Source organism: Lutimaribacter pacificus (genome assembly GCF_900142185.1).
Taxonomy (GTDB): Bacteria; Pseudomonadota; Alphaproteobacteria; order Rhodobacterales; family Rhodobacteraceae; genus Lutimaribacter; species Lutimaribacter pacificus.
Genome location: NZ_FQZZ01000006.1, coordinates 82,770 through 101,494 on the forward strand (window position 1 = coordinate 82,770; position 18,725 = coordinate 101,494).

The 18,725-nt window shown below is 64.4% G+C and carries 15 protein-coding genes; 8 read left to right on the forward strand and 7 right to left on the reverse strand.

Annotated elements, in window-relative coordinates; genetic code table 11:
* Positions 1-3 precede the first annotated feature (3 nt).
* Together F3H87_RS15210 and infB are read left to right on the forward strand one after the other, a co-directional pair.
* Positions 4-636, forward strand: a complete 633-nt coding sequence (locus tag F3H87_RS15210) for an RNA-binding protein (protein WP_149787322.1) — start codon at positions 4-6, stop codon at positions 634-636.
* Complete coding sequence (gene infB, locus F3H87_RS15215; RefSeq protein WP_149787321.1) at positions 633-3,128, forward strand: translation initiation factor IF-2; 2,496 nt, start codon at positions 633-635, stop codon at positions 3,126-3,128. Before F3H87_RS15210 ends, infB begins: the two co-directional genes overlap by 4 nt.
* A gap of 79 nt (positions 3,129-3,207) precedes the next feature.
* On the opposite strand, the gene F3H87_RS21840 is transcribed toward infB, so the two are convergent.
* From F3H87_RS21840 to F3H87_RS15230, 4 genes are all read right to left on the reverse strand, one after another.
* Entirely contained in the window at positions 3,208-3,345 is a 138-nt protein-coding gene (locus F3H87_RS21840; protein WP_188129159.1) for a hypothetical protein, read from the reverse strand.
* Positions 3,346-3,447: 102 nt separating this feature from the next.
* Entirely contained in the window at positions 3,448-3,846 is a 399-nt protein-coding gene (gene mutT, locus F3H87_RS15220) for an 8-oxo-dGTP diphosphatase MutT (protein ID WP_149787320.1), read from the reverse strand.
* The gene (argJ, locus tag F3H87_RS15225) at positions 3,843-5,069 is read right to left on the reverse strand and encodes a bifunctional glutamate N-acetyltransferase/amino-acid acetyltransferase ArgJ (protein ID WP_149787319.1); all 1,227 of its coding nucleotides are present in this window, start codon (positions 5,067-5,069) and stop codon (positions 3,843-3,845) included. The genes mutT and argJ overlap by 4 nt, the downstream gene beginning before the upstream one ends.
* A 3-nt stretch (positions 5,070-5,072) precedes the next feature.
* Complete coding sequence (locus tag F3H87_RS15230) at positions 5,073-5,918, reverse strand: peptidylprolyl isomerase (protein WP_149787318.1); 846 nt, start codon at positions 5,916-5,918, stop codon at positions 5,073-5,075.
* Between the two features lie 175 nt (positions 5,919-6,093).
* Here F3H87_RS15230 and secA point away from each other — a divergent pair, with 175 nt between their 5' ends.
* The 3 genes from secA (at position 6,094) to F3H87_RS15245 (ending at position 11,588) form a co-directional block, all read left to right on the forward strand.
* Positions 6,094-8,832, forward strand: coding sequence for a preprotein translocase subunit SecA (gene secA / locus F3H87_RS15235; RefSeq protein ID WP_149787317.1), 2,739 nt, complete (start codon positions 6,094-6,096; stop codon positions 8,830-8,832).
* Positions 8,833-8,950: 118 nt separating this feature from the next.
* Positions 8,951-9,997, forward strand: coding sequence for a hypothetical protein (locus F3H87_RS15240; RefSeq protein WP_149787316.1), 1,047 nt, complete (start codon positions 8,951-8,953; stop codon positions 9,995-9,997).
* 31 nt (positions 9,998-10,028) lie between these two features.
* Positions 10,029-11,588, forward strand: a complete 1,560-nt coding sequence (locus F3H87_RS15245; RefSeq protein ID WP_149787315.1) for a phosphate ABC transporter substrate-binding/OmpA family protein — start codon at positions 10,029-10,031, stop codon at positions 11,586-11,588.
* Here F3H87_RS15245 and radC read toward each other — a convergent pair.
* The 3 genes from radC to dnaK all read right to left on the reverse strand — a co-directional run bounded on the left by radC (position 11,585) and on the right by dnaK (position 15,602).
* Positions 11,585-12,352: a RadC family protein gene (radC, locus tag F3H87_RS15250; RefSeq protein WP_149787314.1), complete on the reverse strand. Its 768-nt coding sequence runs from the start codon at positions 12,350-12,352 to the stop codon at positions 11,585-11,587. The two genes, F3H87_RS15245 and radC, sit on opposite strands and share 4 nt — an antisense overlap.
* Positions 12,353-12,460: 108 nt before the next feature.
* A complete protein-coding gene (gene dnaJ, locus F3H87_RS15255) occupies positions 12,461-13,606 on the reverse strand; it encodes a molecular chaperone DnaJ (protein ID WP_149787313.1) in 1,146 nt (381 codons plus the stop codon).
* A 76-nt stretch (positions 13,607-13,682) separates the two neighbouring features.
* Entirely contained in the window at positions 13,683-15,602 is a 1,920-nt protein-coding gene (dnaK, locus tag F3H87_RS15260) for a molecular chaperone DnaK (RefSeq protein WP_149787312.1), read from the reverse strand.
* Positions 15,603-15,803: 201 nt separating this feature from the next.
* Here dnaK and F3H87_RS15265 point away from each other — a divergent pair, with 201 nt between their 5' ends.
* The 3 genes from F3H87_RS15265 to F3H87_RS15275 all read left to right on the forward strand — a co-directional run bounded on the left by F3H87_RS15265 (position 15,804) and on the right by F3H87_RS15275 (position 18,716).
* Positions 15,804-16,394 carry an alpha-ketoglutarate-dependent dioxygenase AlkB family protein gene (locus F3H87_RS15265; RefSeq protein WP_149787311.1) on the forward strand — a complete coding sequence of 197 codons (591 nt, stop codon included), beginning with the start codon at positions 15,804-15,806 and terminating at the stop codon, positions 16,392-16,394.
* Between the two features lie 121 nt (positions 16,395-16,515).
* The gene (locus F3H87_RS15270) at positions 16,516-17,328 is read left to right on the forward strand and encodes a flagellar motor protein MotB (protein WP_149787310.1); all 813 of its coding nucleotides are present in this window, start codon (positions 16,516-16,518) and stop codon (positions 17,326-17,328) included.
* Between the two features lie 86 nt (positions 17,329-17,414).
* Complete coding sequence (locus F3H87_RS15275) at positions 17,415-18,716, forward strand: flagellar hook protein FlgE (RefSeq protein ID WP_223228082.1); 1,302 nt, start codon at positions 17,415-17,417, stop codon at positions 18,714-18,716.
* Positions 18,717-18,725 lie beyond the last annotated feature (9 nt).

Below are 18,725 nucleotides of genomic sequence, written 5' to 3' on the forward strand. Positions count from 1 at the left end.
CGGATGACGCGGGGCGGACAAGCCAGGGCAAAAGGCGATGCAGCCGAACGCAAATGCATCGTCACGGGGCAATCCGCGCCAAAGGCAGGACTGATCCGTTTCGTGGTCGGGCCGGATGGCGCGGTGGTGCCGGATATTGCCGAAAAACTGCCCGGTCGCGGTATCTGGGTGTCGGCCGATCGTGCGGCGATCGACAAGGCCGCCCGCAAGGGGCTGTTTTCGCGCGCCGCCAAGGCGCAGGTGACGGCGCCCGAGGATCTGGCCGACCGGGTCGAAGCGATGCTGGCGCGCCGGGTGGTCGATTTGCTGAGCCTTGCCCGGAAAAGCGGGCAGGCGGTTGCCGGTTTCGAAAAGGTCAAGGACTGGCTGGCCAAGGATCAGGCCGAGATACTGATCCAGGCCAGCGACGGGTCCGGCCGGGGCAAGTCGAAGCTGTCGACGCCGCAGGGCGGACGCTTCATCGGCTGGCTTACGGGCGATGAGCTGGGATTGGCCTTTGGCCGACAAAACGTGATACACGTTGCGCTTGCCGCTGGTGGTTTGGCGCCGCGTGTTGTAGAGGAGGCCGCAAGACTTAAGGGTCTGCGCCTCTCAGACGGCGGAGACTCTGCCGGAAAGGATAGAAGACGCAAATGAGCGATAACGACGGTAAGAAAACTTTGGGTGTACGTGGCGGGCCCCGTTCGGGGAACGTAAAGCAGAGCTTTAGCCACGGCCGGACCAAGAACGTCGTGGTGGAAACCAAGCGCAAGCGCGTCGTGAAACCCAAGCCGGGTGCGACGTCGAAGCCGGCTGCTTCCACCGGCGGTGGCCAGAAACATGCGTCCTCGGACCCGGCAAAGCGGCCCGCGGGCATTACCGATGCGGAAATGGAACGCCGCCTGAAGGCGTTGCAGCTGGCCAAGGAAAAGGAAGCCGAGGAAGCGGCGCAGCGCGAGGCCGACGAAAAGGCCCGCGCCGAAGAGCGTGAGCGCCGCCGCGCCGAGCAGGAGCAGAAAGAGCGCGAACAGCGCGAAGCCGAAGAGCGCGCCAAGGCCAAGGCCGAGGAAGAAGAGCGCCAGCGCCGCGAGGCCGAGGATGCCGCCAAGCGTGCCGCCGAAGCTCCGGCCCCCGCGCCCGAGGATGCCTCGGCTGCTGCCGCGCGTGGCAAGCCCAAGGAAAAGGAAGCGCCCCGCAAGGTCGAACGCGAGGAACGCCCGCGTGGCAAGGGCCGCGACGATGGCGGCCGCCGTGCCGGCAAGCTGACGCTGAACCAGGCGCTGTCCGGTGGCGAAGGCGGGCGGCAGAAATCCATGGCCGCGATGAAGCGCAAGCAGGAGCGTATGCGCCAGAAGGCGATGGGCGGCGCGCAAGAGCGTGAAAAGATCGTGCGCGAGGTCCAGTTGCCCGAAACCATCGTCGTCAGCGAGCTGGCCAATCGTATGGCGGAACGGTCCGCCGACGTGGTCAAGGAACTGATGAAGATGGGCATGATGGTCACGCAGAACCAGTCCATCGACGCCGATACCGCGGAACTCATCATCGAGGAATTCGGCCACCGCGTCGTGCGGGTTTCGGATTCCGACGTGGAGGACGTGATCAGCCAGGTCGAGGACAAGGAGGGCGACCTGAAGCCGCGCCCGCCGGTCATCACGATCATGGGCCATGTCGACCACGGCAAGACATCGCTGCTGGATGCGATCCGCGACGCCAAAGTGACCGCGGGCGAGGCCGGCGGCATCACCCAGCATATCGGCGCCTACCAGGTGGAAACCGATGGCGGTGCGGTTCTGACCTTCCTCGATACGCCGGGCCACGCGGCCTTTACCTCGATGCGCTCGCGCGGTGCACAGGTGACGGATATCGTTGTCCTGGTCGTGGCTGCCGACGACTCGGTCATGCCGCAGACGATCGAGGCGATCAACCACGCCAAGGCGGCCGCAGTGCCGATGATCGTTGCGATCAACAAGTGCGACAAGCCGCAGGCCGATCCCGACAAGGTGCGCGCCGAGCTGCTGCAGCACGAGGTGATCGTCGAGGCGATGTCGGGCGACGTGCAGGATGTCGAAGTGTCCGCCGTGACCGGTCAGGGCCTGGACGAACTGCTTGAGGCGATTGCGCTGCAGGCGGAAATCCTTGAACTCAAGGCCAATCCCGACCGTGCCGCCGAGGGTGCCGTGATCGAGGCGCAGCTTGACGTGGGCCGTGGCCCCGTGGCGACGGTTCTGGTGCAGAAGGGCACCCTGAACCAGGGCGATATCTTCGTCGTGGGCGAACAATGGGGCAAGGTCCGGGCGCTGATCAACGACCGGGGCGACCGCGTGGATCATGCCGGCCCCTCGGTTCCGGTCGAGGTTCTGGGCCTCAACGGCACGCCGGAGGCGGGCGATGTCCTGAACGTGGTGTCGACCGAGGCGCAGGCCCGCGAGATCGCGGAATACCGCGAGCAGGCCGCCAAGGACAAGCGCGCCGCAGCCGGTGCCGCGACCACGCTGGATCAGCTTCTGGCCAAGGCCAAGGCGGACGAAAGCGTCAGGGAGCTGCCGATCCTCGTCAAGGCGGATGTGCAGGGCTCGGCCGAGGCGATCGTTCAGGCGATGGAAAAGATCGGCAACGACGAGGTGCGCGTGCGCGTGCTGCATTCGGGTGTCGGTGCCATCACCGAAACCGATGTCGGCCTTGCCGAAGCGTCGGGCGCGCCGATCCTGGGCTTCAACGTGCGTGCCAACGCATCGGCCCGGAACACCGCGAACCAGAAGGGCGTCGAGCTGCGCTATTACAGCGTGATCTACGACCTTGTGGACGATGTGAAAGCGGCGGCTTCGGGCCTGCTGTCGGCCGAGATCCGCGAGAACTTCATCGGCTATGCCCAGATCAAGGAAGTGTTCAAGGTCTCGGGCGTCGGCAAGGTCGCCGGTTGCCTGGTCACAGAAGGCGTGGCACGCCGGTCGGCCGGTGTGCGCCTGCTGCGCGACGACGTGGTGATCCACGAGGGCACGCTGAAAACGCTCAAGCGGTTCAAGGACGAGGTGGCCGAGGTTCAGTCGGGTCAGGAATGCGGTATGGCGTTCGAGAATTACGACGATGTCCGCCCCGGCGACGTGATCGAGATCTTCGAGCGCGAGGAAGTGACCCGTACGCTGGAGTGATCCGGCACGCATCGGACAAATATAAAAAGGGGACAGCCGATGCTGTCCCCTTTTTCGTTCCGTAAGCGATACGCGCTTTTCAGGCGGCTTTCGGCATCACCGGAGTGCCTGTGAATTCGCGTTCTCCGACGCGGATAACCGTTTTGCCATCGGGCAAATCGCGGACGAACTGTCCCTGAATCGATACGCAACTCCCAATCGTAATGGTGCGCAGCATGTCAATCATCCCCACAGTTGACGTAAGCAACCATAACGTCAGAAGCGTGAACAATGAATTAAAATATTTCGGTATTGTTCAGGCGTTTGCCGATTTTTCCCGTCACAGCCAGTCGCGCAGGATGGGAATCAAAGGGATATCGGCAGGCGGCATCGGGTAATTTCGTAATTCGCGGGCATGGGCCCATTTCAGGGTCTGCCCCTCTTTCGGTTGCGGAATCCCGTCCCATTTCCGGCAAGCGAAAAGCGGCATCAGCAGGTGAAAGTCGTCATAGGAATGGCTGGCGAATGTCAGCGGCGCAAGGCAGCTGTTCCAGGTCTCGATCCCCAGTTCCTCGTGCAATTCGCGCACCAGCGCCGCCTCGGGGGTTTCGCCGGGTTCGACCTTGCCGCCGGGAAATTCCCACAGGCCGGCCATCGACTTGCCCTCGGGGCGTTGCGCCAGAAGGATGCGGCCGTCGGCGTCGATCAGCGCCACCGCCGCGACCAGCACCACCTTCATGAGCGGTAGTCCGCGTTGATCGAGATGTAGCCGTGGGTCAGGTCGCAGGTCCAGACCGTGGCCTTGCCGTTCCCCAGCCCGATATCGACCCCGATCGTCAGCTCGGGTTGCTTCATGTAGACGGCGCCGTCCTCTTCGCGGTAAGCGGGCGATACCCAGCCGTTTTCGGCCACAAGGATGTTCCCGAACCGGATCGACAACCGGTCACGGTCTGCCGCGGCGCCGGATTTGCCGATGGCCATCACCACACGGCCCCAGTTCGGGTCTTCGCCGGCGATGGCGGTTTTCACCAGCGGCGAATTGGCGATGGACAGGGCGTGGACACGCGCGTCTTCGTCGCTTTGCGCGCCGGTCACCGTCACCTCGACGAATTTCGTGGCCCCTTCGCCATCGCGCACGACCTGGTGCGCGAGGTCCAGCATGACCTTGTGCAACGCGGTTTCGAACTCGGGGGTGTCGTCGACACTGACGCCCGATGCGCCGGTGGCCGCCAGCAGCAGCGTGTCCGAGGTCGAGGTGTCGCTGTCGACGGTGATGCAGTTGAAGGTTCTGTCGGTCAGATCCGACAGCATCGCCTGCAATCGTCCCTGTTCGATGGCGGCGTCGGTGAAGATATAGACCAGCATCGTCGCCATGTCCGGCGCGATCATGCCCGACCCCTTGGCGATTCCGGCGATGCGCACGGGGCGGCCATCCACCGTGATTTTGGCACCGGCGCCCTTGGGGAAGGTATCGGTCGTCATGATGGCGCGGGCGGCATCTTCCAGCCGGGCGGGGGCCAGCCTGGCGGCCATCTCGTCCAGCCTGGCGATGATCCGGTCATGCGGCAGCGGTTCGCCGATCACCCCGGTGGACGAGGTAAAGACGCGGCCCACCGGCACACCCGCGGCATCGGCGACCGCGGCTGCGATCGCCTGCACCGATTCGACGCCGCGCCCGCCGGTAAAGGCGTTGGAATTGCCCGAGTTCACAAGGATCGCCGCGCCCGCATCCGGTGCTCCGCCGATCTTGGCCTGGCAATCCAGCACCGGGGCCGAGCGCGTGGCCGAGCGCGTGAACACGCCCGCCATCGCGGTGCCCGGTGCCAGCCGCGCCAGCATCACATCCGTCCGGTCGCGGTACTTCACGCCCGCGGCGGCGGTTGCGATCTCAACGCCCGCGATATCGGGCAGCAGGGGAAAGCCGGCCGGGGCCAGCGGGGATACGGCCAGCGCCTTGCCCATGTCTTATTTCTCCAGAAGGTCGAGATTCGACAGAACGGATTTGTCGATGCCTTCGTCCTTGCGTTCGACTTCGGCCGCGTCGGTCAGTTCCTGCACGCGGGCATCGACGATCTGCTGTTGCAGCCTGGCCTCGATCTCGCCGCGCACCTCGTCCAGCGCCGGCACGTCCTTGAGGCGGGTATCGTTCAGGCGGATGACATGCCAGCCGAATTGCGTCTGAACCGGGTCGGACACGGTTTCCTTTTCCATGGCCTGCACAGCCTCTTCGAACGGCGGCACCATCATGCCGGTGCTGAACCAGCCCAGTTGCCCGCCATTGGGGCCCGACGGACCGGTCGAGTGATCGCGCGCAAGCTGGGCGAACTCCTCGCCGCCACGGGCGCGTTCGGCCAGGGCGGTGGCCTCTTCCTCGGTTTCGACAAGGATGTGGCTTGCGTTCCATTCCTGCTCGGGTTCGGCGCTGGCGTATTCCTCGTCATAGACGCCCTGCACGGCCGCATCGGTCATCGCGCCGGCCAGCAGGTCGTCGATCGCCTCGGCCGCCAGCATCTGGCGCTGTTCGTTTTCAAGCGCCATTTCGACACGGCGCGGCGTGTTTTCCAGCGTTTCGGCAAGCACGGCCTGCTGCACAAGCTGGTTGAGGATACCGTCGAACAGCACCTCGTCGGGAAGCTGGGCATATTGCTGCGGCAGCGAGGCGCGCACCAGGATCAGGTGGCCCAGCGTGATGTCCTGACCGTTGACCGTGGCCACCACGGTTTCGGCGGTGGGTGCATCCTCGGCGGCGGCGGGCAGCGTGTGGCCGAGGGCCAGTGCGGTCGCTGCGGCAAGCATGAGGCGTTTGGGCATGGTAAAATCCTTTCATGGGCCCGTTTCGGCCCGTGACGTTGACACTTTCACAGCCGCCCCTTACGTAGCCTTGTGGCCGGTTTGGCTGTTATTTCCCGCCCGTTTTAGGCGGTGTGGAAACAGCGGGCAAGCAAATGGCTCGCACGAAATCGTCAACGACCGGAACGGATGGATCATGCTGGGATTCGGAACTCTTGCCCGAAAGGTGTTTGGCACACCGAACGACCGCAAGGTCAAGGCCACGCGCCCGCTGATCGAAAAGATCAACGCGCTTGAACCCGAGTTCGAAAAGCTCAGCGATGCCGGCCTGATCGAAAAGACCGAAGACCTGAAAAAACGCGTAGCCGGGGGCGAGGCGCTGGAAGCCATCCTGCCCGAGGCGTTCGCCAACTGCCGCGAGGCCGCGAAACGCGCGCTGGGGCTGCGGGCCTTCGACGTGCAGCTCATGGGCGGGATTTTCCTGCACCAGGGCAATATCGCCGAGATGAAGACCGGCGAAGGCAAGACGCTGGTCGCCACCTTTCCCGCCTATCTGAACGCGCTGACCGGCAAGGGCGTGCATATCGTCACGGTGAACGACTATCTCGCCCGGCGCGATGCGGAATGGATGGGTAAGGTCTATGGCGCGCTGGGGCTGAAGACCGGGGTCGTGGTGCCGCAGCAGCCCGACGACGAAAAGCGCGCGGCCTATGCGGCCGACATCACCTATGCCACCAATAACGAACTTGGCTTCGATTACCTGCGCGACAACATGAAGGCCGAACTGTCGGACATGGCGCAGCGCGGCCACCACTTCGCCATCGTGGACGAGGTCGACAGCATCCTGATCGACGAGGCGCGCACGCCGCTGATCATTTCCGGCCCGGCGCAGGACCGCAGCGATCTGTACGTGGCGATCGACGCCTTCACCCCGGAAATCAAGGACGAGCATTTCACGCTGGACGAAAAACAGCGCAACGTGACCTTCACCGACGAAGGCAACGAATGGCTGGAAGAGCAGCTTCATACGCGCGGCATCCTGCCCGAGGACCAGTCGCTTTACGAACCGGAAAGCACAACCATCGTGCACCATGTGAACCAGGCGTTGCGCGCGCACAAGCTGTTCCAGCGCGACAAGGATTACATCGTCCGTCCCGCGGTGAACCAGACGGGGCAGGCGCTGGGCTATGACGAGGTGGTGCTGATCGACGAATTCACCGGCCGCATGATGGCGGGCCGGCGCCTGTCGGACGGCCTGCATCAGGCCATCGAGGCCAAGGAAGGCTGCAAGATCCAGCCCGAGAACGTGACGCTGGCGCAGGTGACGTTCCAGAACTATTTCCGGCTTTACGACAAGCTGGCCGGCATGACCGGCACGGCCTCGACCGAGGCCGAGGAATTCCAGACCATCTATGGCCTGGGCGTGGTCGAAGTGCCGACCAATCGCCCGATCGCGCGAAAGGACGACGACGACGCCGTCTATCGCTCTGCGCAGGAGAAATACGACGCCATCGTCGAAACGATCAAGGACGCGCATGAAAAGGGCCAGCCGACCCTTGTCGGCACGACCAGCATCGAGAAATCCGAATTCCTGTCCCAGATGCTGACCAAGGCCGGGATCACGCATAACGTTCTGAACGCGCGCCAGCACGAGAAAGAGGCGCAGATCGTCGCCGATGCCGGCAAGCTGGGCGCGGTGACCATCGCCACGAACATGGCCGGGCGCGGGACCGACATCAAGCTGGGCGGCAATGTCGAGTTCAAGATCATGGAGGCGATCGAGGCCGATCCCGACGCCGATCCCGAAGAGATCCGCAAAAGGATCGAGGCCGAGCACGCCGCCGACGAGGAGAAGGTGAAAGAGGCCGGCGGCCTGTTCGTTCTGGCCACCGAACGCCACGAAAGCCGCCGCATCGACAACCAGCTTCGCGGCCGTTCGGGCCGCCAGGGCGACCCGGGCCGGTCGGCATTCTTCCTGAGCCTCGAAGACGACCTGATGCGCATCTTCGGCTCGGAACGGCTGGACAAGGTGCTTTCGACCCTGGGCATGAAAGAGGGCGAGGCGATCGTGCACCCCTGGGTGAACAAATCGCTCGAACGCGCGCAGGCCAAGGTCGAGGGGCGCAACTTCGACATCCGCAAGCAGTTGCTGAAATTCGACGACGTGATGAACGAGCAGCGCAAGGTGATCTTTGCGCAGCGCCGCGAAATCATGGAGGCGCAGGACCTGTCCGAGATCGTGACCGACATGCGCCATGAGGTAATCGCCGACCTGGTCGACGAACACATGCCGCCGAAAACCTATGCCGACCAGTGGGATACCGACGGGCTGCACGATGCCTGCATCGAATACCTGACGATCGACGTGCCCGTGGGCGACTGGGCCGCCGAGGAAGGCGTGGATGACGAAGAGATCACCGAGCGCCTGGAAGATGCCAGCGATAAGATGATGGAGGAAAAGGCGGCCGCCTTCGGGCCCGACACCATGCGCCAGATCGAAAAGCAGGTGCTGCTGCAGACCATCGACGGCAAGTGGCGCGAGCATCTGCTGACGCTGGAACATCTGCGGTCGGTCGTGGGCTTCCGTGGCTATGCGCAGCGCGATCCGCTGAACGAATACAAGACCGAGGCGTTCCAGTTGTTCGAAGGGATGCTGGATTCTTTGCGTCTGGAAGTGACGCAGAAACTGTCGCAGATTCGCCCGCTGACCCAGGAAGAACAGCAGGAGATGATCCAGCAGCTTGCCGCCCAGCAAGCGGCGCAACAGGCCGCGTTCGAGGCGGCAGCCGACGAGTCGGAAGCCCGGACAGTGGCCGCGCTGGAAGACGGGTTCGACGAAAACGACCCCGCGACATGGGGCAACCCCGGCCGGAACGAGCCATGCCCTTGCGGTTCCGGCAAGAAGTTCAAGCATTGCCACGGGCGGTTTGCCTGATCGTTTTCGCCACGTGCGCGAAAGCGAAAGGTCAGAATAACTCCTAAGCGGTGCCACATCGGCGCCGCTTTTTCCCTGTTCCCTCCACAATCGAAGCATTGGGTTTGAGGAGAACGGGATGTTCGATCCGAAACGCTATATTCTGGCGGGGGGCACGGTTGTTGTCGCGCTGGGCATCGGTTTCGTGATGCAGCAATCGCCCGCACCGCATTCCGGCGGGGATGCATCGCCTGCGCAGACGGCATCGCTCGACACCCGGCCGGACATGCCGCCCGTCGCGCAATCCGGGGTCACGACCGATTTCGGCGCCATGGGGCTGAGCGGTGTCGCCCATACATCCGCCAATCCCGAACCCCGGAAGGAGGCGCAGGCGCCCCTGGCCGAAACCCCGGCGCCCACCGGGGAAACCGAACTGGCCGCCGCGACGCCCGATGTCAAAGAAGGCCCGGTTCTGTCGGATGCGGGGCCGGAAGCGGTGCCGCTGGCGGATGCGTGCGAGCCGACGATGACGGCCACCGCCGCGCCTGCTGCCATGGTCACGCTTGAGATTTCGGTGTGCCAGCCCGATGCCCGGGTAACGATTCACCACAACGGCATGATGTTGTCCTATCTGACGGATGCGGCGGGCAAGGCAGAGATCCTTGTTCCCGCGCTTTCGTCCGAGGCGCTTTACATCGCGTCCGTCGAAAACGGCGTCGGGGCCGTGGCGCGCGCGCAGGTCGCGGATTTCGCCGATTACGAGCGTGTCGTGCTGCAATGGCGCGGCGAGGCCGGTTTCCAGGTTCATGCGCTGGAATACGGCGCGGAATACGGGGCCGATGGCCATGTCTGGCGCGAGTCGCCCGGCAACATCGCCCGCGCCCGGGACGGGCAGGGCGGATTTCTGACGATGCTGGGCGACCCGGCGATCACGGACGGGCTGCGCGGCGAGGTCTATACCTTTCCGGTCGCCGCCGCCGAAAAGGGTGACGTGGACCTGAGCGCCGAGGCGATCGTGACCGAGGGCAATTGCACCCGCGATATCGAGGCGCAGGCCCTGCAGGTCGGCGACTCGGGCGAACTGAGCGTGCAGGATCTGGTGCTGACCGTGCCCTCCTGCGAGGTGGCGGGCGATATTCTGATGTTGAAAAACCTGCTGCAAGACCTGAAAATCGCGCGTAACTAGAACCAACCGCAACTTTCGGGGCTGAGCGTAGATGATTTTCCTTCGTGCGGCGTTATGCGCCGCACTTTTCCTTGTCTGGGGGGCTGTCGGTGCCGTCGCGCAGGACGTGACCCTGACGTCCCGTGACGGCTCGGTCGAAATCACCGGCACGCTTCTGGGGTTCGACGGCGAATTCTATCGCGTCGACACGGTTTATGGCGAGTTGACGGTCGATGGATCGGGTGTTCTGTGCGAGGGGCCGGGCTGCCCGAACCTGACCGCTTTCGTGGCCGAGTTGCGCATGTCCGGGGCCGAAACGATGGGTGCGGTCCTTATGCCCGCTTTGGTCGAAGCGTTCGCCCAGCGCAGCGGCCTGTTCGCCACCCGGCAAGAGGACGAGCCCGCGCGCATCACCTATCTGTTGCGCGACAAGGCCCAGGGGCAGCTTGTCGGGCGGTTCCACATCCATGCGACCAACACGGACGAAGGTTTTGCCGACCTGCTGGTGAACGAGGCCGATATCGTCATGTCCCTGCGCGAGGTGCGCCCGGCCGAGGTCGCCCGCGCGCAAGAGGCCGGGATGGGCGATCTGCGCGGTCGCGGGCGGGTGCGCGTTCTGGCGCTGGATGCGCTGGTGCCGGTGGTGGCCCCCGACAACCCGGTTGGCACCATCACCACGCCCGACCTGGCGCGCGTCTTTTCCGGGCAGATCGACAACTGGCAGGCGTTGGGCGGGCCGGATGCGCCGATCACGCTGCATCTGCGCGATGCGCGCTCGGGGCTGGGGCAGGCGGTGGTGGACCGGCTGCTCAGGCCCATCGGTGCCGATCTGGCCGAAGGGGCGGTCCGACACACGACGAATGCCGCGCTGGCCGAGGCGGTTACCCGCGACCCGTTCGGGTTGGGGCTGGCCTCGGCCGCGGCAGTGGGCGGTGCCAAGCCGCTGGCCCTGTCCGGCGATTGCGGATTTTCGCTGCGGGCCGAGCGGCGCAACGTCAAGACCGAGGACTATCCGCTGACCGCGCCGCTGTTCCTGTATCTGCCGGCGCGGCGGTTGCCCTCGCTGGCGCGCGATTTCATGTCGTATCTGCGCGGTCCGCAGGCGCAGCTTGTCATCCGGCGCGCGGGCTTCGTGGACCAGACGCCCGAAGAGATCCCGATCGACGCGCAGGGCAATCGCTTTGCCAATGCCATAGCGCGGGCCGGGGATGAAACCGGGCTTATGGATCTGCAGCGCATGGTGTCGGTGCTGTCGCCCCACAAACGGCTGACCACGACATTCCGGTTCGAGCCGGGCTCGACCCGGCTGGATGCGCAATCGCGTTCAAACGTGGAACAGCTTGCCCGCGCGCTTGAGGCCGGGGTGTATGACACGCGCGATCTGTTGTTTGTCGGGTTCTCCGATGGCGAGGGCTCGGCGCGGATCAACAGCGAAATCGCCGGGCGGCGGGCCGAAACCGTGCGCGGCGCGGTGATCGCCGCCGCCGAAACCGCCAACCTGTCGCGGATCGGCCTGGGGGTCGATGCCTTTGGCGAGGCGATGCCGATGGCCTGTGACGACAGCGCCTGGGGCCGGCTGGTGAACCGGCGGGTCGAGGTCTGGGTGCGTTAAAGCAACCCCTCGGCGCGAAAGCTGAGTTCGCGGGATTTCCCGATGATCAGGTGATCGTGCAGCGTGATCGACAGCGCCTGCGCGGCGGTTTCGATCTGGTGGGTCATCGCGATATCCGCCTCGGACGGGGTGGGATCGCCCGAGGGGTGGTTGTGCACCAGGATCAGCGCGCTGGCATTCATTTCCAGCGCGCGTTTCACCACCTCGCGCGGATAGACCGGCACGTGATCCACCGTGCCGCGCGCCTGTTCCTCGTCCGCGATCAGGACGTTCTTGCGATCCAGGAACAGGATGCGGAACTGTTCGGTATCGCGGTGGGCCATGGTGGTATGGCAGTAATCCAGAAGTTGCTCCCAACTGCTGACCACATGCCGTTGCAGGACACGGGCGCGCGCAAGACGATGGGCCGCGGCCTCGACGATCTTGAGCTCGCAGATCACGGCGTCGCCTGTGCCCCTGACCTCTTTCAAACGCGCGGGCGCGGCGGCGATCACGCCGTTGAAATCGCCGAACCGGTCCAGCAGCGCGCGCGCCAGCGGTTTGACGTCCTGCCGGGGGATGGCGCGGAACAGCACGAGTTCCAGCATTTCGTAATCCGGCATTGCCTGCGCGCCGCCTTGCATGAACCGCGCACGCAGCCGTTTGCGGTGATCGGCGATGTAAGAGGGCAGGCGCCCCGCAGCCATGGGCGCGGGGTTCGCGGCCTCGTCCGCATCAAAAAGCGGCAGGGGCATTTCGGCAAAGGCGTTCGGCTGCTGGCTCATGGCGGCCAGATTGCGCGCCCTGGGGTGAAGAAGTGGTTAACGGCCGCAAAAAGGGCGTGCCCCAGCGCCGGGGCACGCCCTTTTCCAGATACCGGGCAGGGGGCCGTGTCAGCCCTTCATCGAATCCCAGAAGCTTTTGACAGACGAGAAAAAGCTTTTGCTTTCCGGGTTGTTATCCTCGGACAGCGCCTCGAACTCGCGCAGCAGCTCTTTCTGGCGGCCGGTCAGGTTCACCGGGGTTTCGACGGCAAGTTCGATGAACATGTCGCCGGCCGCGCCGCCGCGCAGGGTGGGCATACCCTTGCCGCGCAGGCGCATTTGCCGCCCGGACTGGGAACCCGCCGGGATTTTCACGCGTGAGCGGCCGCCGTCGATCGTGGGCACCTCGATATCGCCGCCCAGCGCCGCGCCGGTCATCGACACGGGCACGCGGCAAAACAGGTTCGTGCCGTCGCGTTCGAATATCTTGTGCGGCGTGACCTCGATGAAGATATAGAGATCGCCCGCCGGGCCACCCCGCATTCCGGCCTCGCCCTCGCCGGCCAGCCGGATGCGCGTGCCGGTTTCGACGCCGGCGGGAATGTTCACGCTGAGCGCGCGATCCTTTTCCACCCGGCCCTGGCCGCCGCAGGATTTGCACGGGTTCTTGATCGTCTGGCCCAGCCCCGAGCAGGTCGGGCAGGTGCGTTCGATCGTAAAGAAACCTTGCTGCGCGCGCACCTTGCCCATGCCCGAACAGGTGGGGCAGGTGGTGGGCTCGGCGCCGCCTTCGGCTCCGGTGCCGTTGCAGGCATCGCACGCGACCGAGGTGGGCACGTTGATGGTTTTCTGCAGGCCGGTATAGGCATCTTCCAGCGTCACGCGCAGGTTATAACGCAGGTCGGCACCCCGCGCGGCGCGCTGGCGCCCACCGGCCCCGCCACGGCCGCCCATGCCGAACAGGTCGTCGAAGATATCCGAAAAGGCGCTGGCGAAATCGCCCTGGCCCTGGAAACCGCCGCCCGGATGACCGCCGCCGCCCATGCCGCCATCGAACGCGGCGTGGCCAAAGCGGTCATAGGCCGCCTTTTTCTCGGGGTCTTTCAGGGCGTCATAGGCCTCGTTCACTTCCTTGAACTGCGCCTCGGCATCGGGGTTGTCCGAATTGCGGTCGGGGTGCAGTTCCTTGGCTTTCTTCCGATAGGCTTTCTTGATCTCGTCGGGCTCTGCACCTTTCGAGATACCAAGCACATCGTAGTAATCACGTTTTGCCATTGGGGTTCCCCTTTACCGGAACGTCAAGGGCCGGCCCGGCGCCCGGACCGGCCCTGATTGGTTCCGCAAAGCGCGGTTACGAGCGCTTGTCGTCGTCGAGATCTTCGAAGTCGGCATCGACGATATCGTCATCGTCGGCCCGGCCGCCTGCCTCATCCGTGGCGGTGGGTCCGTCTTCGCCTTCCTCGGCCTGCGCCTTGTAGATCGCTTCGCCCAGTTTCATCGCGGCTTCGGTCACGTTCTGGATGCCGGACTTGATCTTGTCGGCGTTGTCGTTCTCCAGCTCGTCCTTGAGCGCGGCAACCGCCAGTTCGATCGCTTCGATCGTGGAGGGGTCGACCTTGTCGCCATGTTCCTCGATCGACTTTTCGGTCGAATGGATCAGCGATTCGGCTTGGTTCCTGGCCTCGACCAGTTCGCGGCGCTGCTTGTCGGCCTCGGCGTTTTCCTCGGCTTCCTTGACCATCTTTTCGATGTCGTCGTCCGACAGGCCGCCCGACGCCTGGATCGTGATCTTCTGCTCCTTGCCGGTGCCCTTGTCCTTGGCGCTGACCGACACGATGCCGTTGGCGTCGATGTCGAACGTCACCTCGATCTGGGGCATGCCGCGCGGTGCCGGCGGGATGTTTTCCAGGTTGAAGGCGCCCAGCAGCTTGTTGTCGGCGGCCATCTCGCGCTCACCCTGGAAGACACGGATCGTCACGGCCGACTGGTTGTCCTCGGCGGTCGAGAAGATCTGCGATTTCTTCGTCGGGATCGTGGTGTTGCGGTCGATCAGGCGGGTGAACACGCCACCCAGCGTTTCGATCCCCAGCGACAGCGGCGTCACGTCCAGCAGGACCACGTCTTTCACGTCACCCTGCAGAACGCCGGCCTGGATGGCGGCGCCCATGGCGACCACCTCGTCGGGGTTCACGCCCTTGTGCGGCTCTTTCCCGAAGAACTTGGTCACTTCCTCGACCACTTTCGGCATCCGGGTCATACCGCCGACCAGAACGACCTCGTCGATGTCGCTGGCGTTCATGCCGGCGTCTTTCAGCGCGGCCTTGCACGGATCGAGCGACCGCTTGATCAGGTCTCCCACCAGGCTTTCCAGCTTGGCGCGGGTCAGCTTCATCACCATGTGCAGCGGTGCGCCGCTGCCGGGGTCCATTGCGATGAACGGCTGGTTGATTTCCGTCTGGCTGGAACTGGACAGCTCGATCTTGGCCTTTTCGGCAGCTTCCTTGAGGCGCTGAAGGGCCATCTTGTCCCCGGTCAGGTCGACATTGTGCTCTTTCTTGAACTCGTCGGCCAGGTAGTTGACGATCCGCATGTCGAAATCTTCACCACCAAGGAAGGTGTCGCCGTTGGTGGATTTCACCTCGAACAGGCCGTCGTCGATTTCCAGGATGGTCACGTCGAACGTGCCGCCGCCAAGGTCATAGACCGCGATCGTGTGGCTTTCGTCCTTGTCCAGGCCATAGGCCAGCGCGGCCGCGGTCGGTTCGTTGATGATGCGCAGAACCTCGAGCCCGGCGATCTTGCCGGCGTCCTTGGTGGCCTGACGCTGTGCGTCGTTGAAATAGGCCGGAACGGTGATGACGGCCTGCGTCACTTCCTCGCCGAGATAGCTTTCGGCGGTTTCCTTCATCTTGCCCAGGATGAAGGCCGAAATCTGGCTGGGGCTGTATTTCTCGTCCTTCACCTCGACCCATGCGTCGCCATTGCCGCCATCGACAACCGCGAAGGGCATGTTCTTCTTGTCCTTGGCGATGTCGGCGTCGTCGAACCGGCGACCGATCAGGCGCTTGACGCCAAAGATCGTGTTGGCCGCGTTGGTGACGGCCTGACGCTTGGCAGACTGGCCCACAAGGCGCTCATTGTCGGTGAAGGCGACGATCGAAGGCGTCGTGCGTGCCCCTTCGGAGTTTTCGATAACCTTGGGCTGCGCACCGTCCATGATGGCGATGCAGCTGTTCGTTGTCCCAAGGTCGATACCGATGACTTTACCCATGTTTTCGATCCCTTTCTTTTCAAGGCGATGACACGAGACCCGGACCCGTTATGGCATCCCTGCCCCGAATTGGTTTCGTGCGGCACCTGGGTGCGGCGCCACGCTTCCCGGCGTATATAAGGAGGGGTCTGGCACCCTGCAAGCGGTGGAAATAGGCCGAATTCGTGAATCAGAGGTAATTTCTTGTCCAAAGAACCCCGAATGCTGCGAGGCGTGGCGATTTACCCCGGTTTTCTCGACCCGGACGCGCAGCAGGCGCTGGTCACGGCGCTGCGCGACGTGGTGGCCGCGGCGCCGATGTTTCATCCCGAAACACGATGGGGCAAGCAGATGAGCGTGCGCATGACCTCGGCCGGCCGTTGCGGCTGGGTCAGCGACAGGCGCGGCTATCGCTACGAGCCGCGCCACCCGTCGGGTACGCCATGGCCAGAGATCCCGGCCGGGGTGCTGGCGATCTGGCACGACCTGGTCGGCGCTGCGCGCGACCCCGATTGCTGCCTTGTGAATTACTATGGTGAAGGTGCGCGGATGGGGCTGCACCAGGACCGCGACGAGGCGGATTTTTCCTGGCCGGTCCTGTCGGTCAGCCTGGGCGATGAGGGCCTGTTCCGGGTCGGCAACACCGATCGCGGCGGCCCGACCGAAAGTGTCTGGCTGCGGTCCGGCGACGTGCTGGTGATGGGCGGCGATGCCCGGCTGGTTCATCACGGTGTCGACCGGATCAGGTTCGGGTCGTCCACGCTTTTGCCACGGAGCGGGCGGCTGAACCTGACCTGCCGGGTGGTGTTCTGAAACCGCGCGGTTTTCGCCTAAAATCGCGCGGTTTCGTCCGGGCACTCCCTCGTCTCCGTTAACCTGCCGGCAAGCTTTGGCGCGCTATTCCTGACCCTGGGTGAGATGAAAGGTGGTGGAGATGGGCGCGCAAGGCAATGCGGCGCCAGTCATCATCAAAAGGAAAAAGATCGTTGCCGGCGATGGTCACCACGGTGGGGCGTGGAAAGTGGCCTATGCGGATTTCGTGACCGCCATGATGGCGTTTTTCCTGCTGATGTGGCTGCTGAACGCGACGACGGAAAAACAGCGCAAGGGGATTGCCGAATATTTCAGCCCGACCGTGCCGCTGGCGCGGATCTCGGGCGGGGGCGAGGGCGTGCTGGGTGGCGACAGCCTGTTTTCAGAGATGTCGCTGGCGCGCACCGGCACGGGTGGTACGACCCTGCGGTCGACGGGCCGGGAGTCGGGGCTTTCGGACGCGGAAATGCAAGCCCTGCGCAGCGTCGAAGATGCCCTGCTGGGAAGTGGCGGTGAAAGCATCACGCAGGAAAACCTTTTGCGGCACGTGGTGACCCGCATGACCGACGAGGGGCTGGTGATCGAGCTTTTCGATATCGACGATGCGACGCTGTTCGACGGGCCGACCGACACGCCGACCGCGCTTTTGACCGAGCTTTCCGCGATGCTGACCCGCGTTCTGGGGCTTGTGCGCAACCCCGTCGCGGTGGCGGGGCACGTGGCCGCGCAGCCGGTTGTCTTGCTCGACAACACCGTCTGGCACCTGTCCTCGACGCGGGCCGACGCGCTGCGCAGGCTTCTGGAGGCACAGGGAATGCCCGGCGCCCGGATCGAGCGCGTGACGGGCCATGCCGATCGGGAACCCGCCTTTCGCGATCCGATGTCGCCGCGCAACAACCGGCTGGAGATCGTGCTGCTCCGCACGGAAGGTTGATGGAATTTTAGCTATTAGCCCGGTGTTAAGCCGGCGCCTTTAAGACTGCATCCCGACACGGGCTGATGCAGCAGAAAGGCGTATCCATGACGATTTCCTCTTCGCTTAACGCGGGTGTGGCGGGATTGGCGGCGAATGCCAGTCGCCTGGCCTCGATTTCCGACAACATCGCCAATTCTGCGACCTATGGCTACAAGCGGGTCGAGACCGATTTTCACTCGATGGTTCTGTCGAATTCGGGGCGTGCCTATACCGCCGGTGGGGTGCGCACCACCAGCCAGCGCCTGATCGACCAGAGCGGGTCGCTGGTGACAACGTCCAATGCGACGGATCTGAGCGTGCGGGGGCGCGGGTTCATGCCGGTGGCCCAGGCGGCGCAGGTGGGCGTGGGTAATGGCGACACCACGATGTACCTGACGACCACGGGGTCGTTCCGCACCGATGCGGATGGGTATCTTCGCACCGAATCGGGCCTTGTCCTGCTGGGCTGGCCCGCGCTGGCCGACGGTACGATCCCGGTTTATCCGCGCGACACGTCGGCCGGGCTCAGCCCGGTGCGCATCAATGTCAACCAGTTCACCGGCGAACCGACAACGCGCATGTCGCTGGGGGTAAACCTGCCCGCCACCGGCACCACCGCGGGCGCGCCGGGCGACATGCAGGAATGGCCGGTCGAGTATTTCGACAATCTCGGCACCTCGGAAAGCCTGGCGGTGCAGTTTACGCCGACCGTGCCGGCCACGGGATCGTCGAACGAATGGACGATGGTGATCCGCGATTCGGCCCAGGGCGGCGCGGTGATCGGGGAATACACCCTGACCTTCGATGACAGCCGGACATCGGGCGGGACATTGAATGCGGTCTCCACGGTTTCGGGCGGTGCCTATGATCCTGCGACCGGCAGCATGATCGTCGATGTCGCCGGTGGCCCGATGGAGATCACCATCGGCAAGCCCGGGGATTCAAGCGGGCTGACCCAGCTGTCCGACAGTTTCGCGCCGGTGGCGATTTCCAAGGACGGCTCGCCCGTGGGCAACATGACATCGGTCGAGGTGGACGAAAACGGTTTCGTCCATGCGTTCTTTGACACGGGGATCACGCGCCGCGTCTATCAGATTCCGCTGGTCGACATGCCGAACCCAAACGGGATGGTGGCGCTGGATCATCAGACCTATCTGCCCTCGCCCGAAAGCGGCACGTATTTCATGTGGGATGCCGGTGACGGTCCGACCGGCGATATCGTCGCCTATGCGCGCGAGGAGTCGGCGACGGACGTGGCGGGCGAGCTGACCGCGATGATCCAGACCCAGCGCGCCTATTCCTCGAACGCCAAGGTGATCCAGACGGTGGACGAGATGCTGCAGGAAACCACCAACATCAAACGCTGATCCCTGACG

Bases quoted from the DNA above. Each gene is read 5' to 3' on its own strand.
- mutT (WP_149787320.1), bottom strand. From the start codon at position 3,846: ATGAAGGTGGTGCTGGTCGCGGCGGTGGCGCTGATCGACGCCGACGGC.
- F3H87_RS15275 (WP_223228082.1), top strand. From the start codon at position 17,415: ATGACGATTTCCTCTTCGCTTAACGCGGGTGTGGCGGGATTGGCGGCG.
- F3H87_RS21840 (WP_188129159.1), bottom strand. From the start codon at position 3,345: ATGCTGCGCACCATTACGATTGGGAGTTGCGTATCGATTCAGGGACAG.
- secA (WP_149787317.1), top strand. From the start codon at position 6,094: ATGCTGGGATTCGGAACTCTTGCCCGAAAGGTGTTTGGCACACCGAAC.
- F3H87_RS15240 (WP_149787316.1), top strand. From the start codon at position 8,951: ATGTTCGATCCGAAACGCTATATTCTGGCGGGGGGCACGGTTGTTGTC.
- dnaJ (WP_149787313.1), bottom strand. From the start codon at position 13,606: ATGGCAAAACGTGATTACTACGATGTGCTTGGTATCTCGAAAGGTGCA.
- F3H87_RS15270 (WP_149787310.1), top strand. From the start codon at position 16,516: ATGGGCGCGCAAGGCAATGCGGCGCCAGTCATCATCAAAAGGAAAAAG.
- infB (WP_149787321.1), top strand. From the start codon at position 633: ATGAGCGATAACGACGGTAAGAAAACTTTGGGTGTACGTGGCGGGCCC.
- F3H87_RS15265 (WP_149787311.1), top strand. From the start codon at position 15,804: ATGCTGCGAGGCGTGGCGATTTACCCCGGTTTTCTCGACCCGGACGCG.
- argJ (WP_149787319.1), bottom strand. From the start codon at position 5,069: ATGGGCAAGGCGCTGGCCGTATCCCCGCTGGCCCCGGCCGGCTTTCCC.
- dnaK (WP_149787312.1), bottom strand. From the start codon at position 15,602: ATGGGTAAAGTCATCGGTATCGACCTTGGGACAACGAACAGCTGCATC.
- F3H87_RS15230 (WP_149787318.1), bottom strand. From the start codon at position 5,918: ATGCCCAAACGCCTCATGCTTGCCGCAGCGACCGCACTGGCCCTCGGC.
- F3H87_RS15245 (WP_149787315.1), top strand. From the start codon at position 10,029: ATGATTTTCCTTCGTGCGGCGTTATGCGCCGCACTTTTCCTTGTCTGG.
- radC (WP_149787314.1), bottom strand. From the start codon at position 12,352: ATGAGCCAGCAGCCGAACGCCTTTGCCGAAATGCCCCTGCCGCTTTTT.
- F3H87_RS15210 (WP_149787322.1), top strand. From the start codon at position 4: ATGACGCGGGGCGGACAAGCCAGGGCAAAAGGCGATGCAGCCGAACGC.